We start from the raw sequence: 18,521 nt of genomic DNA on the forward strand, positions 1-18,521 counted from the left end.
ATGCCATCCGATGTGAAAGTTAAGATCTGCGGGCTGAAAGACCCCGCGCATGTCGAACTCGCCGCGCGCGCCGGGGCGGCCTATGTCGGCTTCGTGTTCTTTCCCAAGTCGCCGCGCAATCTCGGTCTCGATGAGGCGCGCGAACTGGCCTGGGCGGCACCGGTGGGGCTGGCCAAGGTGGCGCTGGTGGTGAATGCCGACGACGCGCAGCTCGATGCGATCAATGACAAGGTCGCCATCGACATGTGGCAGCTGCATGGATCCGAAAGCCCCGAGCGGGTGGCCGAGATCAAGGCGCGTTACGGTCTGCCGGTGATGAAGGCGGTGGGGATCGCGACGCGCGACGACGTCGCCGCGATCGATCTCTACGCCGGGATCGCCGACCAGTTGCTGATCGATGCCAAGGCGCCGAAAGGGGCGGAGTTGCCCGGCGGGCGTGGCTTGCCGTTCGACTGGGAACTGGTGGTGCGCAAATACTGGCCCTGCCCGTGGATGCTGGCCGGTGGATTGACGCCGGAAAACGTGGGCCGGGCGATCAACCTGACCGGCGCGCGGCAGGTCGACGTGTCATCGGGCGTGGAAAGCGCGCCGGGGGTGAAGGATCCGGAGCTGGTCGAAGCGTTTATCAAGGCGGCACTGGCCTGAGGGCCTGGTTTAATCCGTAATTAACCGAGATTTGCCAGGTTCGGGGCATGCAAGGCTTGCCCGATAATATCGCCCTCGAGATTTGGATGCGCGCTGTGTTTTCATCGCGCGATGCCCGCCTTGGCGGTGTGATCAAGCGGCAGGTCCGCGATGTGGAACGGATCGTCGGGCGCGAGGCGTTCTTGTCCGAGGTGGCCAAGCGCGGCTGGCAGGCGTTGGAAAACGGCCGTCACTTCATCGTTTGCTGCAATGTCGAACCGATCCGCCGGGTCCGGGCGGCGGGATCGCCCGCGCGCGCGGGCGATTGACGCGGGCGCGCGCCCGCGTTTGCGCCTGTGGCCAGGTATGCGCATTGCAGGGTTATTTCGTCGCCGGGCATTTCCTTCGTGCGGCGAAGCCAGTATGAAGATGCCGATGTAAAAATAGGGCGCACCCGATGACTGATCTTTTCAACAGCTTCATGACCGGCCCCGACGAAAAGGGTCGTTTCGGTGACTTCGGCGGGCGTTTCGTGTCCGAAACACTGATGCCTCTGATCCTGTCGCTGGAAGAGGAATATGAGAAGGCCAAGACCGATCCGGACTTCTGGGCCGAGATGGATTATCTGTGGAAGCATTACGTCGGCCGTCCGTCTCCGCTGTACTATGCCGAGGGGTTGACGCAGCATCTGGGCGGCGCCAAGATCTATCTCAAGCGTGATGAACTGAACCACACCGGTGCGCACAAGATCAACAACGTGCTGGGCCAGATCCTGCTGGCCAAGCGGATGGGCAAGACCCGGATCATCGCCGAAACCGGCGCCGGGCAGCATGGTGTCGCCACCGCCACGGTCTGCGCCAAGTTCGGTCTCAAATGCGTCGTCTACATGGGGGCGCATGACGTCGAGCGGCAGAAACCCAACGTGTTCCGCATGCGGCTGCTGGGCGCCGAAGTGGTGGCCGTGACCAGCGGTCGCGGCACGTTGAAGGACGCGATGAACGACGCGTTGCGCGACTGGGTGACCAATGTGCGCGACACCTTCTATTGCATCGGCACCGTGGCCGGCCCGCATCCCTATCCGGCGATGGTGCGCGATTTCCAGTCGATCATCGGCAAGGAAGTGCGCTGGCAGTTGGAAGAACAGGAAGGCGAAGGCCGCCTGCCCGACACGGTGATCGCCGCGATCGGCGGCGGCTCCAATGCGATGGGCCTGTTTTACCCGTTCCTCGACGACAAATCGGTGCGCATCATCGGGGTCGAGGCCGGCGGCAAGGGCGTGGATGAAAACATGGAACATTGCGCCTCGCTGACCGGCGGCCGGCCCGGGGTGCTGCACGGCAACCGAACCTACCTGCTGCAGGACGATGATGGCCAGATCCTCGAAGGCTATTCGATTTCGGCGGGGCTCGACTATCCCGGGATCGGGCCTGAACACAGCTGGCTGCACGATACCGGCCGGGCCGAATACGTGTCGATCACCGATGCCGAAGCGCTGGAGGCGTTCCAGCTCAGCTGTTCGACAGAGGGCATCATCCCGGCGCTGGAACCCTGCCATGCGCTGGCCCATGTGATGAAAATCGCCCCCGAGCTTCCCAAGGACCATATCATCGTGATGAACATGTGTGGCCGGGGCGACAAGGATATCTTCACCGTGGCGCGCCATCTGGGGGTGGAAATCGCCGGTGAAATAGGGCGCTGATTTTAAGCGGTATCAGTACAGTTTCATTATCCTCGGGATCGTGTGAGAGGGGCGCCGGTTGCGGCGCCCTTTTTTCGTCATGTGCCGCCGGAAATGGCGTTCACCGCGGTTTCCCGGTTCGGGCCGAATCGCATTGCGCCCTTGGTCCGGGGTTTCCCGTCCTGTCAGGGCGGTCTTTTCCATCCGCCGGGATCGTTGCGACGGCCCAGGTCATTCTTCGCGGACATGTCGCTGGGCAAACGGACGGGCATTCGCGATCCCGTTGCAGATGAGGCCATAAACTGAGGTTTATTCGGATGGAAGCGGTTGTTGGGCGGCAATTTCCTTGCTCTGTGAATTTTCCCTAAGTGGCTGAATAAATATGATAAATTTGTAAACTCAGGTTTATCGGTAAGGTATAAACCCGGGGCGAATGGCCAATGTCCCGGAAGCTGTCTTTCTTGCAGTCAAGCCGAACGTGGCATGTCCCCGCCGCGGCTTCGGCAAAACACAAACAGGAGACTGATCGATGAAAGTACTTATCCCCCTGGCGGCTTCGATTCTGGTGCTGGGCAATCAAGCGACTGCAAGCAATCCGGAAACCGCGATGCACCGCGTCACCGCGCGGTTCATGACCACTTTCCAGGCCGGGCTGCTTGGTACTGAAGAAGCGAACAGCTTCAAGGCCGGATCCTACCAGACGGCCAGCAACGTGAATTTCGATCCGCGCGATGGGAGCTTGTCCTCGGACGATGAAGAGGACGACGCGGCCGGTGAACAAGAGCAAGAACAGGAACAGGCGCAGGAACAAGAACAAGAGCAGGAACAGGAGCAGGAACAGGAGCAGGAACAAGAACACGGCTACGGCGATGACGACGGCAGCGACGATGGCGAAGGCGATCACGGCGGTGAAAGCGACCACGGTGGCGACGACGGCGGTGACAGCGACGGCGGTGATGGCGATGGTGGCGAAGGCGGCGAAGGAGAAGGCGACGGTGGCGAAGGCGGTGACGACTGATCGCTGCGCTTACCAATCGCTTTGTACGAGTAAGCGTTGTATGAGTTAACATCAGGCTGCCCCGCTTGACGGGGCAGCCAGTATCCTGTGTAGGTCTGTGATATGTTCGGCAAAGTTCAACTGAAGCCATTGATCATCGTGATGATGCTGGCGGCCCTGCCTGCCGCGGCAGATGGGGTGCGCGACAGCGTCGTGTCCCAGCTCAAGCAGCAGGGCTACCAGGAAATCACCGTGTCGCGTACCTGGCTGGGCCGGACCAGGATTCTGGCGCGGCGGGATGGTGAGCGCCGTGAAATTATCGTCAATCCGCGTACGGGCGAAATCCTGCGTGATTTCTGGGCCTCCGAAGACGATAGCGGCCCAGTGATCCTGGCCAATCCGGGGCCCCCGTCGACGGGCGGCGACGGCCCGGACGGTGGCGGCAGTGACAGCGGCGACGACGGCGGCGATTCCGGCCACGGTGACGGTGGTGACGACAGCGGTGGCGACGACGGCGGTGGTGATTCTGGCGGCGGCGACGATGGTGGCGGCGATGCGGATGCCGACAGTGGCGGAGAATCCGGTGAAGGCGAAGGCGATTCCGGCGGCGACTCGGGTGGTGATGACGGGCCGGGTGGCGATGACTGAACGGTATGGCCGGATGCGCAGCGTTGCCTCGATCGTCCTGATTTTCGTTGTTCAGGCCATCTGTGCGATCTTTTTCGTTTCCGATATCCTGCTGACGGTTTTCGGTGTTCGTAGCAGCCCGATTTCGTGGCAAAGCCGGGAACTGCTGGAAGTCGGAGCGGCGCTTGGGTTGCTGCTGGGGCTGGTTCTTGGCGGCTTTGCCCTGTTGCGCAGCATCCGCGAAGCACGCCGAGTGAAAGGGCAGTTGCGGGTGGCCTCGGGCGCCTTCATGGACCTGCTGGAAGAAAAGTTCGACCAATGGGGGCTGACGCCGGCCGAACGCGACGTGGCGCTGTTTTCGATCAAGGGGTTGAGCACTGCGGAGATCGCCGGGTTGCGCAACACCTCGGAAGGCACGGTGAAGGCGCAGACCAATGCGATCTATCGCAAGGCGCAAGTGGCGAACCGGCCACAGTTGCTGAGCCTGTTCATCGAGGACCTGATGGCCGAGGGCCTGCCCGGTCTCGAGGAACAGGGCGCGGCCCGGCTTCAATCCGGCGCGCGATAAAGTTCCAGGATTTCCAGCGGCACGATGTCCAGCGCGTCGTGATGGGTGGATTGCAGCCGCACCAGCGGCGCGCAGCCCTCGTCATGCGCCTGCAGGAAGCGTGCGGCGCACAGGCACCAGCTGTCGCCCGGTTTCAGCCCCGCGAACTGAAACTGTGGTTGCGGTGTGGTCAGGTCGTTGCCGACATATTTCGAAAAGGCCAGGAATTCGGCGGTCATGATCACGCAGACCGTGTGGCTGCCGGTATCTTCGCGGCAGGTGTTGCAATGGCCGTCGCGGAAATAACCGGTTAGAGGATCGCGGGAACAGGGTTCCAGCGCGGTGCCGAGAACATTGACGGACGGGTAGGGGGTGACCATGTGCGCTCCTGTTTTACGAACCAGTGTAGGGGTGGGCAACGCGTTGAGATAGTACGAAATTCACGATCGGCCAGCGGCTCTCTGTCAGTCCTGCGAAAACCCCGCTTGCGTATCGGACGGCCGGGCGGAATGACGGGGCGGAAACGCGGCAGTTCGCGCTGTCGTGGCGTTTCAGGGAGCGGGGTTGCGGGCGAAGCGAAACCACCGGCCATGGAAATCCATCCGCCCCAGCGGCATCGCGATGTTTCCTGGCCAGAGCCGCAGCAGAACCGGCGCTCCGGGGCGCTGATCGTCCATTTCAAAGCTGAGCCAGGCAAAGGGCGCCTGCGGCGTGGCGCGCGCGGCGGCCCGGTCGATGGCAGCCCGGCAGGTCCGCGCGGTGGTGTCGGGGAAATACTGCCAGGCGATGGTGTGATAGAGGAAATCGATCCGGCCCGGCACCGGGTCGGCCAGACGCCGCATCAACCAGTCTCCGGCATCGCCCGGATCGACCAGCGGCTGCGCGATCGAAAGTGCGGCCTCGGTCCTTGCCATCCGGTTCGGCTGATCGGGCCAGATATAGCTTTTCAGCCGCAGCACCTGATCCGGATCACGCGGATCGACCGGGTTGAGGTCGATACCGCGCCGCTCGGCGAGCTGGAACCGCGCCAGAGGGGGCGGGGTGCCCTGCCAATCCGGGCTCAGCGTCAGCGCCGGATCTTCCGGCCCGATGCGGCCTTCAGGCAGGGTCAGGCCGAAGCGGTCGAAATTCAGGTTCAACCCGGCCGAAGCGCCCAGTTCGCTGATCCGCAGGGGCAGGCCCGGAAAATGATCCGCGGCGACTGCAGCCCCGAGGATCAGCGCCATCGCGCGGCGCACCTCGTTGGTTTGCGGTGCACTGTCGAGCCAGTGAAGGATATGCGCCTCGTGGGCCGCCAGCGCCGCGTCGACTGCATTCCAGAGCTCCCCCTCCGCCGCCTGCTGCGGCGGAGGGGGAGCTCAGGCCGTCGTCGCGGCCCATTAGCACCAGCGCGTGCAGCGCCCCTGCCAGCCGCAGCGCGACCGCGTCGGATTTCAGTCGCGCTTCGGGCCAGTCGAACAGGCGGGTTTCAACCGCCCGCCCCGGCATCATTCGCGCGGCGAGACAGCGCAACAAGCGCGCGGTGAAGGCCGACCCGAGCGCATCGCAGACCTCGGCCTGCTGGCGGAAATGTGCCCGCAGGCTCACTTGAACTTGTCCATCAGCTTTTCCATCGGGCTGCGGGTGTCTTGCGGTTCCGGAGCGGTCTTGGCGGGCTGTTCCGGCTTCGGCTTGGCGCCGCCGGAACTACGCGGCGGGGCTACCCGCAGCGCCACGGCATTGAGGAAACGGCCGCTGTCGCCCGCCGCCAGATCCGCCGCCCCGTCGCTGATCCCACGCAGCAGATCGTCGAGCCAATCCTGATCGGCCTTGGCGAAATCAGACAGCACGTACCCCGCCACGCGATCCTTGTGGCCGGGATGGCCGATGCCCAGCCGCACCCGGCCGTAATCGGCGCCGATATGCTGATGGATCGAGCGCAGACCGTTATGGCCGGCATGGCCGCCGCCCTGCTTGACCCGGGCTTTGCCCGGCGCAAGGTCCAACTCGTCGTGGAATACCATCACGTCAGCGGGGGAAAGCTTGTAGAACCGCATCGCTTCGCCGACCGACTGTCCGGACAGGTTCATGAAGGTTTCGGGTTTCAGCAGGATCACCTTTTCCGACCCCAGCTTGCCCTCGCTCAGCTGGCCCTGGAACTTCTTCCGCCACGGCGCGAAGCCGTGGTTATCGGCGATCCGGTCCAGCGCCATGAACCCGATATTGTGGCGGTTGCCGGCGTATTTCGCCCCCGGATTTCCCAATCCCACCCAAAGCTGCATGCGCGGTTTCCTTCTGCCTGCTCGGGCGCAATCTAGCGGTTGGCAGGGGCGGGTTCAACGCACAGGCCGCGCAAAGAAAAACGCGGACCCCGGGGGATCCGCGTTCTCGGAATTTTCTGGCCCAAGGGCGCGCAGATTACTCTTCGCCGCCTTCGGCTGCTTCGGCTTCTTCGCCCTCGGCTTCATCCTCGGCCGAACGCAGCCCCGACGGGGCCGAAATGTTGGCGATCACGAAGTCACGGTCGATGGTTGCCTTGGCGCCTTCGGGCAGGGTGACGTCGCTGATGTGCAGCACGTCGCCAATATCCGTTTCGGCCAGATCGATTTCGATCTTTTCCGGAATGTCGCCGGCCAGCACGTTCAGTTCCACTTCGGGGCGGACAACGGTCAGAACGCCGCCCTTTTTCAGACCCGGGCAGGTTTCCTGGTTCAGGAAATCCACGTGGATGAACAGGTTGATGCGGCTGGTGCGGCGCAGGCGCATGAAATCGACATGGGTCGGCAGGTCCTTGACCACGTCGCGCTGAACGTCGCGGCAGATCACCCGCACGTCGTCGTGACCGTCAAGCTTCATGTTGAACAGGGTCGACTTGAACCGGCCGGCCTTCAGGCGCTTGAACAGTTCGTTGAACGGCAGGTTGATTGCCACCGGGTCGGCGTCACCACCGAAAACCACACCGGGTACTTTGCCTTCGCGACGTGCCTGACGAGCGGCGCCCTTGCCTGTCCCCGTCCGGACCTCGGCGTGAAGATCAGGAATTTCTCCAGCCATTTGAATTCTCCAATATGTTAGATGCGCGGGTATCCTCCAAGGCTGTATACCCGCATGAAGCCGCGCGTATAGACGACTCGGGCCCGATTGGAAAGGGGTTTTTGGCGTTGTCTGCCCATGCCTCGGCGTTCTCCGCTTCACACCGCGGGCATGCGGTTCACCGAACGTGGTGACCGGCGCGGATTCCGCGCCTCATGCGGGACAGGGAAGCGGCTCCGCAGCCGGTGGGCCGTCAGCCGCCGCTTGCGCCATCCCAGATCAGTTTCAGGGCAACGACGACAAGCAGCGCATAGAGGATGCGGTACAGCAGAACCTGGTCCAAACGCTCGTGCAGCCGCCAGCCTGCCCACACTCCGGCCGGAATTGCCGGCAGACAGAGCGCCATCAGCCCCCACTGCTGAACTGACAGCGCCCAAATCCAAAGCCACGGCACGGCCTTGATGAGGTTGCCGGCGGTGAAGAACAGGCTCGTCGTTCCCGCATAGACGTTTTTCGGCAGCCCGAGCGGCAGGAGATAGATTGCCAGCGGAGGGCCGCCGGAATGGGCCAACATCGTCGTCATGCCCGACGCAGTCCCGGCGACTGCCGCTTTCAGCACCGAACGCGCTCGGGGCTTTGGCTGGCCGCCGCCGAGAAACCAGCGGATGGCGAAGACGAGTGTCAGAAGCCCGATCAGGATCGCGACATATCCCGGATCGAGAACGCCAAGCAGCCATGTGCCGAGCGCGATCCCCACCACGAGCGCGGGAAGCAGGACCTTCAGGTCCGGCTTCGACCAGGTGGCGGGTGACCAAAAGCGCAGGGCGACCAGATCCATGGCGACAAAGAGCGGGGCAAGCAGCGCCCCCGCTTCGATCGGGTCCATCACCAGCGCAAGCAGCGGGATGCCCACGATCGCGAAGCCTCCGCCGAAGGCACCTTTCATGAACGAGATCAGGAAAACCGCTGCAATCGTGACACTCGCAATGACGGGATCGAACCCGACACTCATCCGTCGTAACCCGATTGAGCGATGACCGGCCCCCGCAGATGCCCGTCGGCTGCGACGATCCGGTCGTAAAGCGCGAATTCCTCTGCCCGCACCGCGCGCAGCCGCGCCTCCATTTCGGCACTCAGCGGCGCGTCGATCTGCGGCGACACGTTCTTCGGCTTGGTCTCGAAATCCTTGCCCAGCCTGTCGGTCAGGAATTGCCGCAACAGGGTCGGGCGTTCATAGGCGAATAGGTGATCGACCCGGACCGCCCCGTCATCGGAGGACAGGAAGGTCAGCTGCGATCCGATCTTGGCAAATTCCGCCGGTTTCGGCGCGATCACCTCGGCCACGAAATCATCGAAGCTCATCCCGCCCAGCACGCCCTTTTCCTTGCGCGGTGTCGGGCGCGACCGGTACCGGTACCAGCTGCGGATCTGTTCGACGGGGTCGCGCATGACGGCCACGCGTTCCGGCTCCAGCCCATGCGCGTCTTTCAGGTAGGGCGCGAAATGGCGTTCGTACTTGCGCAGCGCCATGTGCTTGTAGCCGGGTTTGCGGGCGAAGCTGATATCGGCCATGCCCTTCAGCGCCATATGATAGGCGGTGGACCCGGTTTTCGGCACCGCGAACAGAACCAGATTGGCATCGACGAAAACCAGCATGCGGCGCCCCTTTGCAACTCCGCGTCAACCTGCCCCAAGCCGCGGGCTCTGTCAAAACCCCAGCCCTTCTCCTGTTCGAAAATATCCTCGGGGGGAGGCCCGCCAGGGCCGGGGGGCAGACAGCCCCCCCTTCGCCCCTTTCCGCCTATTGCCAGCGGCCGCCGAAATCCTCCGGCACCAGCAGCACCGACCGGTCGAGCTCGTCGATCCGGCGCCGGCCGCACAGCGCCATCGACGTGTCCAGTTCCTTGTGCAGGACCTGCAGTGCCGTGCTGACGCCCTGTTCACCCATCGCGCCCAATCCATAGACGAAGGCGCGGCCGATATAGGTGCCCTTGGCCCCCATCGCGACGGCCTTCAGGATGTCCTGGCCGGACCGGATGCCGCTGTCGAGATGCACCTCGACATGGTCGCCCACCGCGTCGAGGATCGAGGGCAGCGCCTTGATCGAGCTGATCGCGCCGTCAAGCTGCCGGCCGCCGTGGTTCGACACCACGATCGCGTCGGCCCCCACCTGCAGCGCCATCTTGGCGTCCTCGGCATCGAGGATCCCCTTCAGGATCACCGGCCCGCCCCATTCTTCCTTGATCTTGGCGATCTTGCTCCAGTCGAGCGTCGGGTCGAACTGCTCGGCGGTCCAGGCGCCGAGGTTGGCGGCATCCGACACGCCCTCGACATGGCCGACGATATTGCCGAAATGGCGCCGCTTGGCGCCCAGCATGGCCAGACCCCAACGCCACTTGGTCATCAGGTTGGCGATGGTCGACGGCGTCAGCTTCGGCGGCGCCGACAGCCCGTTCTTCAGGTCCTTGTGGCGCTGGCCGAGGATTTGCAGGTCCAGCGTGATCACCAGCGCCGAACAGTTCGCGGCCTTGGCGCGCTGGATCAGGCGGCTGACGAAATCGGTGTCCTTCATGGTGTAAAGCTGGAACCAGAACGGTTTCGTGGTGGCCTCGGCCACGTCCTCGATCGAATTGATCGACATGGTCGACAGGGTGAAGGGCACGCCGAATTTCTCCGCCGCGCGGGCCGCCTTGATCTCGCCGTCGGCGCATTGCATGCCGGTCAGCCCCACCGGCGCCAGCGCCACCGGCATCGCCACGTTCTGCCCGATCATCTGTGTCGCGGTCGAGCGCCCCGACATGTCCACCGCCACCCGCTGGCGCAGCCTGATCTGTTCGAAATCGGACACGTTTTCGCGGAAGGTCTGTTCGGTCCAGCTGCCGCTTTCGGCGTAATCGTAGAACATCCGCGGCGTGCGGCGCTGATAAATACGCTTGAGGTCTTCAATGCAGGTGATGACAGGCATAATCGTGCTCTTTCTGCGATATTGGTTAGGTTTCCTTACCGATGGCGGCGATTCAGGGCAATGGTAAATCCATTGCCATCCGGCGTCAGATACACGACCCTGTCAACCACAGGTGCGAGGAGACGCCATATGTATTTCGACGACCTGCCTGTCGGTTTTACCTTCGAAACCGGCACGCGGCAAATCCCGCTGGACGAAATGGTTGATTTCGCCCGCAAATACGATCCGCAACCGTTTCACGTCGACGAAGATGCGGGCAGGGACACCCCCTATGGCGGGCTGATCGCCAGCGGGTTCCAGACCATGGTGGTGGGGTTCCTGCTGACATTGGAGGCAGACATCTGGAACGAGGCGTCGCTGGGCTCGCCGGGCATAGACGAATTGCGCTGGCTGAAGCCGGTACGCCCGGGCGACACGCTACGCGTCAACGCCGAGGTGATCGGATCGGCCCCGTCGCGGTCGCGCCCCGACCGGGGCCGGACCGAGATCCGTTACGACACGTATAACCAGGACGGCGACAAGGTGATGACCTATCGCACCACCCATATCCTGCGCCGGAGGCCTGTAACGGGCAAACCAGCGTAGCGGCAAGGAGGGGCGATGGACAACATCATCCTGATCGGCACGCTGGCCAGCCTCGCGGCGGGGCTGACCACCGGGGTGGGCGCCCTGCCGGTACTGTTCGGGCAGCGCCCGTCACAGCGCAGCAACGATACCATGCTGGGTTTTGCCGCAGGGGTGATGCTGTCGGCCTCGTTCTTCTCGCTGATCCTGCCGGGGATCGATTACGGCACCGATATCTACGGATCGGTGTCGGCGGCGGCGGGGCTGTCGGGCGTCGGTATCGCGCTCGGCGCCTGGCTGGTGGCCTGGCTCAACCGGGTGCTGCCGCATGAACATTTCGTCGTCGGTCCGGAAGGCGCCGATCCCGGCGCGCTGCCCAAGGTCTGGCTTTTCGTGCTGGCGATCACCATCCACAACTTCCCCGAGGGCATGGCGGTCGGCATCGGTTTTGGCGGCGGCGACATGGCCAACGGGCTGACGCTGGCCACCGGCATCGCGTTGCAGAATGCGCCCGAGGGGCTGGCGGTGGCGGTGGCCTTGTTGGGGCAGGGGTATGGCCGCGGGCGTGCCTTCCTGCTCGCGTTGTTGACCGGGCTGGTGGAACCGGTGGGCGGGGCGCTTGGGGTCTCGCTGGTCCATGTTTCCGTCTATGTCCTGCCGCTGGGGCTGAGCTTCGCGGCCGGCGCAATGGTCTATATCATCAGCCACGAAATCATCCCCGAAACCCATCGCAACGGCCATCAGGACGAGGCGACGAGGGGACTTCTGGCCGGTCTGATCCTGATGATGCTGCTCGACGTGATCCTGGGCTGAGCGTGATCCGATTGTGCGCGCCGGTGGCGCGCGCCTGATGTCTCGTGAAATCGCCTCCGCCGATTTCACTCGGGGATGCCTCCGGCGGGGTATTGGCACCAAGAAAACGCTGCTTCTTCTTTTCACAAATATCCCGGGGGAGTCGCGCGGCGCGCGACGGTGGCAGCGCCCCCATCTTTTCGCACTCTTTGTGAAGCGGCGCCCGTGTCTCAGGCGCGGTGCGCGCCGTCGGCCAGCGACTTGACGAAAGCGGCGATTTCTTCGGTGGATTTTCCGGCACCGATTTGCTTGACGATGGCCGATCCCACCACGCAGCCGTCGGCGGTGCCGGCGATGGTTTCGGCGGCCTCGGGCGAATTGATGCCGAAGCCGACGATCACCGGCAGGTCGGTCTTGGCCTTGATCCGGGCCACTTCCGGGCCGACATTGGTGGCCTGCGCTTCCGCCGCGCCGGTGATGCCGGTGATCGACACGTAATAGACGAAGCCCGACGTGTTCTGCAGCACCTTGGGCAGCCGCTTGTCGTCGGTGGTGGGCGTGGCGAGCCGGATGAAGTTCAGCCCCGCCTTCTGCGCCGGGATGCACAGTTCGTCGTCTTCCTCGGGCGGCAGGTCGACTACGATCAGGCCGTCGATCCCGGCCGCCTTGGCGTCGGTCAGGAACCGGTCGACGCCACGGCTGTAGATCGGGTTGTAATATCCCATCATCACGATCGGCGTGGTATCGTCGGTTTCACGGAACGCGCGCGCCATGTCGAGCGTTTTCTGCAGCGTCTGCCCGGCTGACAGCGCGCGCTGACCGGCCAGCTGGATGGTCGGGCCGTCGGCCATCGGGTCGGTAAAGGGCTGTCCCAGCTCGATCACGTCGACACCGGCCGCCGGCAGCGCCTTCATGATCTCCAGCGAGGTGTCATAGTCGGGATCGCCCGCCATCATGTAGGCCACGAAAGCTTTCTTCCCCTCGGCCTTCAAGGCGGCGAATTTGGCGTCGATGCGGGTCATGCGGGCATCCTCTGTTGCATTGCTCAGAAGGGATGTGCCCGTTTCGGCGGGGAAAATCAATGCCGCCTTATCCCGGCATTACGATGATCATCCAATGGGTGCCGAAACGGTCCGTCACCATGCCGAAAGCGGGGGCGAAGAAGGAGGGGGCGAAGGGCATCGTGACCTCGCCGCCATCGGCCAGCCGGTCGAACAGGACCTGTCCGGTTTCGGTATCGGGCGCGGTATGGGTGATCGCAACCGAGGTCTGCGGCTGATGTGGCGTCCCGGGCGGAACGTCCGATCCCATCAGGGCATGGCCGCCCGCGCTGAACTGGGCATGCATCACCCGGTCGCTGGATGGCAGGCCGGTTTCCCCGGACGCGTCGCTGAAGCGCATGATCTGCAGGTCCCCGGCGCCGAACAGGTCGGCATAGAAGGTCATCGCCTCGGCGCAGGTGCCGTCGAAATACAAATGCGGTGTGAATGTCATTTTGCCACCTCCAATACCCAAAGCTAACACGTGGCTTGCGTCCTACACAGTCCTTGCCTAGAAGCGGCACGGAAATGTCACAGGAGGCCGGTCATGGGCTTTAAGATGGGAATCGTGGGTCTGCCCAATGTCGGCAAGTCGACCCTGTTCAACGCGCTGACGAAAACCGCGGCCGCGCAGGCGGCGAATTTCCCGTTCTGCACCATCGAACCGAACGTGGGCGAAGTGAACGTGCCCGATGCGCGGCTCGACACGCTGGCCGAAATCGCCGGGTCCAAGGCGATCCTGCCGGCGCGGATGACCTTCGTCGACATCGCTGGGCTGGTGAAAGGCGCGTCCAAGGGCGAAGGCCTGGGCAACCAGTTCCTGGCCAATATCCGCGAAGTCGATGCGATCGCCCATGTGCTGCGCTGTTTCGAAGACGGCGACGTGACCCATGTCGAAGGCCGGGTCGACCCGGTCGCCGATGCTGACACGATCGAGACCGAGCTGATGCTGGCCGACCTGGAAAGCATCGAGAAGCGCCGCGCTAACCTGGTGCGCAAGCTGAAGGGCAACGACAAGGAAGCCCAGCAGCAGGACCGCCTGCTCGCCGCCGCGCAGGAGGCCCTGGAAAATGGCAAGCCCGCCCGCGTGGTCGAGGTGGACGATGAAGACCTCAAGGCCTGGAAGATGCTGCAGCTGTTGACCACCAAGCCGGTTCTTTACGTCTGCAACGTATCCGAGGAAGAGGCCGCCACCGGCAACGCCCATTCCGAGGCGGTGGCGAAAATGGCTGCCGAGCAGGGCAATTCCCATGTCATCATCTCGGCCCGGATCGAGGAAGAGATCAGCCAGCTGGATGATGAAGAGGCTGAAATGTTCCTGTCCGAAATGGGGCTGGAGGAAGCCGGGCTCGACCGGTTGATCCGAGCCGGATACGCATTGCTGCATCTGGAAACCTATTTCACCGTTGGCCCGAAGGAGGCGCGTGCCTGGACCATCAAGGCGGGCACGCTGGCGCCGCAGGCGGCGGGCGTGATCCACGGTGATTTCGAAAAGGGCTTCATCCGCGCCGAAACCATCGCTTATGACGATTTTGTCGCCTGCAAGGGGGAACAGGGCGCCAAGGAAGCGGGCAAGATGCGCGCCGAGGGCAAGGCATACGTGGTGAAGGACGGTGACGTCCTGCATTTCCTGTTCAATACCTGATCGGGGGCGGCGCCAGGCTGCATTCCCAATGAAAAAGGCCCGGGCAACATGCGCGGGCCTTTTTACATTCCTGTTCCCGTCCGGTGCTACCGGCGCAGCACCTGGATCGCGGCGGGGCCATATGTCGGGTTGAGCCACTGAACCGAACTCAGCACCTCGCCGGAACCGTCGACAAGGTAGGTGTTGGTGAAACTCAGCCCTTCGCCCTTGCAGTTTTCGCTCATCACGCGGGCCATGGCCGACACTTCGCCCGCGGCGACCTTCTGGCTGCCGCCGACGCTCATCTGGCACTCGAAATTCAGCGCGACGATCTGTTCCTCGCCATCGAGATAGCGCATGACGCGCCGGGTTTGGCCCGGCCGGCGGGCGGAAATCAGCCGCAGCGTGTCGTCGACGTCCGATGACATCAGATCGTTGCTCAGCCCGCGCGTCGCCGTGACCACGCCCTGGCGCAGGGTCATGGTCTGGCGTGACGGCGTGACATAGGTGCGATAGGCGCCGTTGCGTTCGACTTCAACGATCGGGGAAACCGAATTGGTCTTTTGCAGCACCACCAGCGAGACCGGATCGGGTGTCGCCTGCAAGGTGGCCGCGATATCCACCTCGGGCGGCGCGGATTTCTTGCCGCTCAGGGTGGTGCGCATGATTTCCTTGAGGTCGACGCGCCCCGGCGCGTTGCCGCAGCCAGCCAAAAGGCCGAGCGCGACCGCGCCCAGCAGGGCAGGGCGCCGCAAAACAGAATTCATCGTCATCGCCACACCCGTCCCCATTCCTTGATCAGGTCTCTTCGGTGATTCTCGCGCACCCGCTGGTACAGCCGGTCGCGGATATTCAGCCGTGCGCCGCCGTCGCGCGTCAGCGACTGGACATTGATGTTGTTCACGGTCCGCGACGGCGTGCCGAGCGCCCAGCTCATCGGGATGGTCAGCCGCAGGCCCTTGTCGAAGGACCCTTCGCCGAAATCGTCGAAGGGCACATCGGTGAAGGTCGCGTAGGCCCCGAGGCGCCAGCCGTTGGCGAACTCGCGGTCCAGTGAAACCGTCGCGCCGTAATCCCCGGCCAGGTAGCGGCCGACATCCAGCTGGGTGTGGAAGCCACGGCCGAGTGCGTAATAAGCCGAGACGTGGCCGGTCACGGTGTCGTAATCGCGCAGGCCGAACAGTTGGTCGTAATCGCGTTTCTGGACATAGTTCAGCTCGGCCCCGAGGGCGAGGCGGCTGTCGATCGGTTTCCACAGGATTTCACCGGATATCCCGGCATACATCTTTTCCAGGTATCCGACCGACACGCGGCTGTAGAAATCCTTGCCCGGGCGGCCGAAGGTGGTCAGCGTCAGGTGCTCGATCGCCGGGTCGGTGTTCCGGCTGTACTGGGAATAATCGGTGCGCACCCGCGGCAGCGCCGAAGGGACCGAGGTGGTGTCGGTATCGAGGTTGCCCTGAAGTTTCTGGGTGACAGAGCCGGACAGAACCCAGTTCGGAGCCAAATGGTAATCCGCATTCAGCCGCAATCCGATATCGGCCCGCACCGGGTTGTCGGGGTCGAACACGCTGAGCGCGACGTAGGGGCCAAGCGACCAGGACAGCGCCGGATAGAGATCCTGTTCCGCCGCAGGGGCAAGCCGATAGGCGTTTTCGATCCGGGTCCGGGCCAGCAAATCGGCAGCCGGGGCGTTTTCCAGCCGCTCCAGGTCGCTGCGCCGGAAGGTCACCGCGGTGGTGGTCATGCCGCTGACCATCGGCACGATGGTGAACTGTTCCACCGATCCCGGCAGGATCCGGGTCATCACCCGCGCGGCGCGGCCCAGGGCTTGCGGTTCTTCCATGTAAAGCGGGTTGCGCATGCGCAGTACCGCCTTGGTCGCGCTCAGTTCGATGCCTTCGAAGACCAGCCCGTCGCGTTTCAGCGCCTTTGCCAGGCGGGTGCGGATATTGGCGGTCGTCACATCGTCGCTGGTCCAGCCCAGGTCACGCATATCGGCGGCGCTGCGCGGCTTGACCGGCACCGGCGCGCCGTTGCGCCCGCCGGGCGAGGGGGCGTATCTGGGATTGCTGTGGACCGTGACCAGGGCGCCGATTTCCGATCCGTAGAGCGAGAACAGCGACAGCTGAATGCCGCTCTTGAACTTGTAGTCGATGCCGACATTCCACGGCGTGTCGCGGCTGAACAGCCCACTGGTGTCCGCTTCGTCTGTATAGGCGTCGGAGGAATATTCCGCCTTGAAGGACAGCCGGTCGGTGGCTTGCCATTCGATCCCGCCAAACGGGGCGAAATCGCCACGGAACCAGCGGTCGTAGGTGGGAATGCCGCCGCGGCCGATGATCTCGGCCGGGCGGGTGCCGGTCGATCCGATCGCGCCGTAACTGCCCAGCCGGCCCCAGCCCAGACCGCCAGTGATTCTCAGCCGCGGCGTGATCGACTTGCTCGCTACGATGTACTCGCCGCCATAAAGACCGGTGCCGATGAAATCCTGCAGGCCGACCGAAACGGCCGGGCGGTCGCGGGTTTCCTCGAGGAGCTGGTAGCGCATGTCGAAGCTGCGGTCGTAATAGGTCTTGCTGCCGTCATAGATGCTGCCCGGAAGCAGCAGGCCGGATATGGCGCTGTAGCGGAAGCTGCCGCTCAGCCGCGGCAGAACCTGGAAGCTCAGCGTGGTGCGGGTGGTGCCGGCGAAATGGGAAATCGTGGTCGACAGTGTCGCGTCGGGGGCCATGTCGGCGGTGGGCATGTCGACCAAGCCGACGGTGCCGTAAAGGTTGAAGCCCGGCGGCTGGGGCGCGACGAAGGGATTCGCGTCATCGTCCTCGGCCGCCGCGGCAAGTGGCGCCAGAAGCAGGACCGACACGCTGGCCATCAGGCTCCGACGGCCCCGTCCGGGCGTCTTGACCGGTGTTGTCGTCCTGGAAAATCGCATCTGTTTCATGCCCGTTTAAAATTCGCTGGTTTCGCAAGTGCTGTCCCTCTGGGTAGGCAAAAAAGCACTGCCTGTCCATCCGGAGGGATTTCCGCGGCCGATTTCGCTCCCAGCGTTGCCAATGTCCCACAAGTGATGCCGCTGCTTTGTCATGACGGCTCAATTTTCTGCTTGTCCCCGCCCGCCAGCCTAGATAAACCCGTCCGCGGAGACGTGGCCGAGTGGTCGAAGGCGCTCCCCTGCTAAGGGAGTAGGCGGGAAACCGTCTCGAGGGTTCGAATCCCTTCGTCTCCGCCACCATTATATAAAAATATGAATTAAATTCAGCGTCTTACGAGCGGCATGATGGCGTGTGTCGAAATTTACCCCACACTTTCACCCACATTCGGACACGCTTGAAGCTGGGGTAGCTGAACCCACTACACCTTTTCTTACACGTCTGGCTATTTGTATCGACGGACGATGGAAGGTTTGCCCGCAGGAAAATTTCATGATTCTAGTTGGTTCAAATTGGTTCACGTACACACGAAAAACTGTTGGCATGCTGAGCCAGCCGATGATTTCTGGTGGAAAGAGTTGGTATTGAAGAGGCCCTTCGCCGATACTATAGCGATGGTGTCGAGCCCGCCTGACTAGCTACCGCATCAGGGTGGGCAGCGCCAATCGGCCCTCGACATCGGCCTCCAGGGTTAGCTGCAGCACGGCTTCGACGACGGAGAGAAGAAAGTCACCGCTGACCTGCTATGCTAGAAGCTCTGAAAGGTTCAGTTTTTTATCGAGGTTTTCGTGTGACACGTGATTGAAGCGTTGAAACTCCAACTCGACCATACTCCTCGATGGCCGCCTGGGACTGCATCAGTGCGGCCGAGAAAATTGCACCACATACTCTGACACTAACTCATACCGGGATCCGCACTGCTCTGATCAAGGTCATGTCTTCTTCAGAAAGGCCGAATAGTTGCCCAATCAGCGCTTCGATCTGCACCAGCAGTGCCTGTGCATTGCGTTCATGCAGCTGCTTCTGACGTGGTATACGTGCCGCTAGGGTCAGGACCCATTGATTTCCGCCGGGTGGCGTGATTCACCGTTCGAAAAACGAGCGGTAAAATGTCTGAC

At 63.2% G+C, this 18,521-nt stretch carries 20 protein-coding genes, 1 tRNA gene and 1 pseudogene; 10 read left to right on the forward strand and 12 right to left on the reverse strand.

The window, feature by feature from the left end:
* The 6 genes from IT775_RS16030 to IT775_RS21600 all read left to right on the forward strand — a co-directional run bounded on the left by IT775_RS16030 (nucleotide 1) and on the right by IT775_RS21600 (nucleotide 4,494).
* Nucleotides 1–645 (forward strand): phosphoribosylanthranilate isomerase, encoded by a 645-nt coding sequence (locus IT775_RS16030; RefSeq protein WP_212702235.1) that lies wholly within the window; start codon nucleotides 1–3, stop codon nucleotides 643–645.
* A 47-nt stretch (nucleotides 646–692) separates the two neighbouring features.
* The gene (locus tag IT775_RS16035; RefSeq protein ID WP_212702236.1) at nucleotides 693–953 is read left to right on the forward strand and encodes an N-(5'-phosphoribosyl)anthranilate isomerase; all 261 of its coding nucleotides are present in this window, start codon (nucleotides 693–695) and stop codon (nucleotides 951–953) included.
* 128 nt (nucleotides 954–1,081) lie between these two features.
* Nucleotides 1,082–2,323: a tryptophan synthase subunit beta gene (trpB, locus tag IT775_RS16040; RefSeq protein WP_212702237.1), complete on the forward strand. Its 1,242-nt coding sequence runs from the start codon at nucleotides 1,082–1,084 to the stop codon at nucleotides 2,321–2,323.
* 508 nt (nucleotides 2,324–2,831) lie between these two features.
* A complete protein-coding gene (locus IT775_RS16045) occupies nucleotides 2,832–3,320 on the forward strand; it encodes a hypothetical protein (RefSeq protein WP_212702238.1) in 489 nt (162 codons plus the stop codon).
* A 102-nt stretch (nucleotides 3,321–3,422) separates the two neighbouring features.
* On the forward strand, nucleotides 3,423–3,947 hold the full coding sequence (locus IT775_RS16050; RefSeq protein ID WP_212702239.1) for a hypothetical protein: 525 nt from the start codon (nucleotides 3,423–3,425) through the stop codon (nucleotides 3,945–3,947).
* 268 nt (nucleotides 3,948–4,215) lie between these two features.
* Nucleotides 4,216–4,494 (forward strand): helix-turn-helix transcriptional regulator, encoded by a 279-nt coding sequence (locus IT775_RS21600; protein ID WP_343231153.1) that lies wholly within the window; start codon nucleotides 4,216–4,218, stop codon nucleotides 4,492–4,494.
* On the opposite strand, the gene IT775_RS16060 is transcribed toward IT775_RS21600, so the two are convergent.
* The 8 genes and pseudogenes from IT775_RS16060 to IT775_RS16090 all read right to left on the reverse strand — a co-directional run bounded on the left by IT775_RS16060 (nucleotide 4,476) and on the right by IT775_RS16090 (nucleotide 10,450).
* Nucleotides 4,476–4,853, reverse strand: a complete 378-nt coding sequence (locus IT775_RS16060) for a DUF2237 family protein (RefSeq protein WP_212702240.1) — start codon at nucleotides 4,851–4,853, stop codon at nucleotides 4,476–4,478. The two genes, IT775_RS21600 and IT775_RS16060, sit on opposite strands and share 19 nt — an antisense overlap.
* A 171-nt stretch (nucleotides 4,854–5,024) precedes the next feature.
* Nucleotides 5,025–5,771: a DUF2332 domain-containing protein gene (locus IT775_RS16065; protein WP_281414369.1), complete on the reverse strand. Its 747-nt coding sequence runs from the start codon at nucleotides 5,769–5,771 to the stop codon at nucleotides 5,025–5,027.
* 115 nt (nucleotides 5,772–5,886) lie between these two features.
* Nucleotides 5,887–6,060: pseudogene (locus IT775_RS21605) on the reverse strand (DUF2332 family protein); the annotation flags it as partial.
* Complete coding sequence (gene pth / locus IT775_RS16070) at nucleotides 6,057–6,734, reverse strand: aminoacyl-tRNA hydrolase (RefSeq protein WP_212702241.1); 678 nt, start codon at nucleotides 6,732–6,734, stop codon at nucleotides 6,057–6,059. The gene pth and the pseudogene IT775_RS21605, both read right to left, overlap by 4 nt.
* Before the next feature lie 136 nt (nucleotides 6,735–6,870).
* A complete protein-coding gene (locus IT775_RS16075) occupies nucleotides 6,871–7,506 on the reverse strand; it encodes a 50S ribosomal protein L25/general stress protein Ctc (RefSeq protein WP_212702242.1) in 636 nt (211 codons plus the stop codon).
* 232 nt (nucleotides 7,507–7,738) lie between these two features.
* On the reverse strand, nucleotides 7,739–8,497 hold the full coding sequence (locus IT775_RS16080) for a sulfite exporter TauE/SafE family protein (RefSeq protein ID WP_212702243.1): 759 nt from the start codon (nucleotides 8,495–8,497) through the stop codon (nucleotides 7,739–7,741).
* Nucleotides 8,494–9,141 carry a hypothetical protein gene (locus IT775_RS16085; protein WP_212702244.1) on the reverse strand — a complete coding sequence of 216 codons (648 nt, stop codon included), beginning with the start codon at nucleotides 9,139–9,141 and terminating at the stop codon, nucleotides 8,494–8,496. Before IT775_RS16085 ends, IT775_RS16080 begins: the two co-directional genes overlap by 4 nt.
* A 145-nt stretch (nucleotides 9,142–9,286) precedes the next feature.
* Entirely contained in the window at nucleotides 9,287–10,450 is a 1,164-nt protein-coding gene (locus IT775_RS16090; protein WP_212702245.1) for an alpha-hydroxy acid oxidase, read from the reverse strand.
* 129 nt (nucleotides 10,451–10,579) lie between these two features.
* Here IT775_RS16090 and IT775_RS16095 point away from each other — a divergent pair, with 129 nt between their 5' ends.
* Together IT775_RS16095 and IT775_RS16100 are read left to right on the forward strand one after the other, a co-directional pair.
* Nucleotides 10,580–11,035 carry a MaoC family dehydratase gene (locus IT775_RS16095; protein WP_212702246.1) on the forward strand — a complete coding sequence of 152 codons (456 nt, stop codon included), beginning with the start codon at nucleotides 10,580–10,582 and terminating at the stop codon, nucleotides 11,033–11,035.
* Between the two features lie 15 nt (nucleotides 11,036–11,050).
* Complete coding sequence (locus IT775_RS16100) at nucleotides 11,051–11,827, forward strand: ZIP family metal transporter (protein WP_212702247.1); 777 nt, start codon at nucleotides 11,051–11,053, stop codon at nucleotides 11,825–11,827.
* A gap of 209 nt (nucleotides 11,828–12,036) precedes the next feature.
* On the opposite strand, the gene trpA is transcribed toward IT775_RS16100, so the two are convergent.
* Together trpA and IT775_RS16110 are read right to left on the reverse strand one after the other, a co-directional pair.
* A complete protein-coding gene (trpA, locus tag IT775_RS16105) occupies nucleotides 12,037–12,828 on the reverse strand; it encodes a tryptophan synthase subunit alpha (RefSeq protein ID WP_212702248.1) in 792 nt (263 codons plus the stop codon).
* Between the two features lie 67 nt (nucleotides 12,829–12,895).
* Nucleotides 12,896–13,300: a VOC family protein gene (locus IT775_RS16110; RefSeq protein ID WP_212702249.1), complete on the reverse strand. Its 405-nt coding sequence runs from the start codon at nucleotides 13,298–13,300 to the stop codon at nucleotides 12,896–12,898.
* A 93-nt stretch (nucleotides 13,301–13,393) separates the two neighbouring features.
* Between IT775_RS16110 and ychF the strand changes: the two genes are divergently transcribed.
* On the forward strand, nucleotides 13,394–14,491 hold the full coding sequence (gene ychF / locus IT775_RS16115; protein WP_212702250.1) for a redox-regulated ATPase YchF: 1,098 nt from the start codon (nucleotides 13,394–13,396) through the stop codon (nucleotides 14,489–14,491).
* 86 nt (nucleotides 14,492–14,577) lie between these two features.
* On the opposite strand, the gene IT775_RS16120 is transcribed toward ychF, so the two are convergent.
* Together IT775_RS16120 and IT775_RS16125 are read right to left on the reverse strand one after the other, a co-directional pair.
* Nucleotides 14,578–15,237 (reverse strand): YjbF family lipoprotein, encoded by a 660-nt coding sequence (locus IT775_RS16120; RefSeq protein WP_212702251.1) that lies wholly within the window; start codon nucleotides 15,235–15,237, stop codon nucleotides 14,578–14,580.
* Between the two features lie 2 nt (nucleotides 15,238–15,239).
* The gene (locus IT775_RS16125) at nucleotides 15,240–17,414 is read right to left on the reverse strand and encodes a YjbH domain-containing protein (RefSeq protein ID WP_246525652.1); all 2,175 of its coding nucleotides are present in this window, start codon (nucleotides 17,412–17,414) and stop codon (nucleotides 15,240–15,242) included.
* Between the two features lie 198 nt (nucleotides 17,415–17,612).
* On the opposite strand from IT775_RS16125, the gene IT775_RS16130 reads away from it, so the two are divergent.
* Nucleotides 17,613–17,702, forward strand: a tRNA-Ser gene (locus IT775_RS16130).
* Nucleotides 17,703–18,521: the final 819 nt, after the last annotated feature.

The sequence above is a fragment of the Thalassovita aquimarina genome, assembly GCF_018219815.1.
Lineage (GTDB): Bacteria > Pseudomonadota > Alphaproteobacteria > Rhodobacterales > Rhodobacteraceae > Thalassobius > Thalassobius aquimarinus.

What these genes read in the sequence shown, in the direction of transcription:
- pth (WP_212702241.1), bottom strand. Translation starts at nt 6,734, where the DNA reads ATGCAGCTTTGGGTGGGATTGGGAAATCCGGGGGCGAAATACGCCGGC.
- trpA (WP_212702248.1), bottom strand. Translation starts at nt 12,828, where the DNA reads ATGACCCGCATCGACGCCAAATTCGCCGCCTTGAAGGCCGAGGGGAAG.
- IT775_RS16080 (WP_212702243.1), bottom strand. Translation starts at nt 8,497, where the DNA reads ATGAGTGTCGGGTTCGATCCCGTCATTGCGAGTGTCACGATTGCAGCG.
- IT775_RS16125 (WP_246525652.1), bottom strand. Translation starts at nt 17,414, where the DNA reads ATGAAACAGATGCGATTTTCCAGGACGACAACACCGGTCAAGACGCCC.
- IT775_RS16075 (WP_212702242.1), bottom strand. Translation starts at nt 7,506, where the DNA reads ATGGCTGGAGAAATTCCTGATCTTCACGCCGAGGTCCGGACGGGGACA.
- IT775_RS16045 (WP_212702238.1), top strand. Translation starts at nt 2,832, where the DNA reads ATGAAAGTACTTATCCCCCTGGCGGCTTCGATTCTGGTGCTGGGCAAT.
- IT775_RS16030 (WP_212702235.1), top strand. Translation starts at nt 1, where the DNA reads ATGCCATCCGATGTGAAAGTTAAGATCTGCGGGCTGAAAGACCCCGCG.
- IT775_RS16060 (WP_212702240.1), bottom strand. Translation starts at nt 4,853, where the DNA reads ATGGTCACCCCCTACCCGTCCGTCAATGTTCTCGGCACCGCGCTGGAA.
- IT775_RS16085 (WP_212702244.1), bottom strand. Translation starts at nt 9,141, where the DNA reads ATGCTGGTTTTCGTCGATGCCAATCTGGTTCTGTTCGCGGTGCCGAAA.
- IT775_RS16035 (WP_212702236.1), top strand. Translation starts at nt 693, where the DNA reads ATGCAAGGCTTGCCCGATAATATCGCCCTCGAGATTTGGATGCGCGCT.
- IT775_RS16110 (WP_212702249.1), bottom strand. Translation starts at nt 13,300, where the DNA reads ATGACATTCACACCGCATTTGTATTTCGACGGCACCTGCGCCGAGGCG.
- IT775_RS16120 (WP_212702251.1), bottom strand. Translation starts at nt 15,237, where the DNA reads ATGAATTCTGTTTTGCGGCGCCCTGCCCTGCTGGGCGCGGTCGCGCTC.
- IT775_RS16095 (WP_212702246.1), top strand. Translation starts at nt 10,580, where the DNA reads ATGTATTTCGACGACCTGCCTGTCGGTTTTACCTTCGAAACCGGCACG.
- ychF (WP_212702250.1), top strand. Translation starts at nt 13,394, where the DNA reads ATGGGCTTTAAGATGGGAATCGTGGGTCTGCCCAATGTCGGCAAGTCG.
- trpB (WP_212702237.1), top strand. Translation starts at nt 1,082, where the DNA reads ATGACTGATCTTTTCAACAGCTTCATGACCGGCCCCGACGAAAAGGGT.
- IT775_RS16050 (WP_212702239.1), top strand. Translation starts at nt 3,423, where the DNA reads ATGTTCGGCAAAGTTCAACTGAAGCCATTGATCATCGTGATGATGCTG.
- IT775_RS21600 (WP_343231153.1), top strand. Translation starts at nt 4,216, where the DNA reads ATGGACCTGCTGGAAGAAAAGTTCGACCAATGGGGGCTGACGCCGGCC.
- IT775_RS16100 (WP_212702247.1), top strand. Translation starts at nt 11,051, where the DNA reads ATGGACAACATCATCCTGATCGGCACGCTGGCCAGCCTCGCGGCGGGG.
- IT775_RS16090 (WP_212702245.1), bottom strand. Translation starts at nt 10,450, where the DNA reads ATGCCTGTCATCACCTGCATTGAAGACCTCAAGCGTATTTATCAGCGC.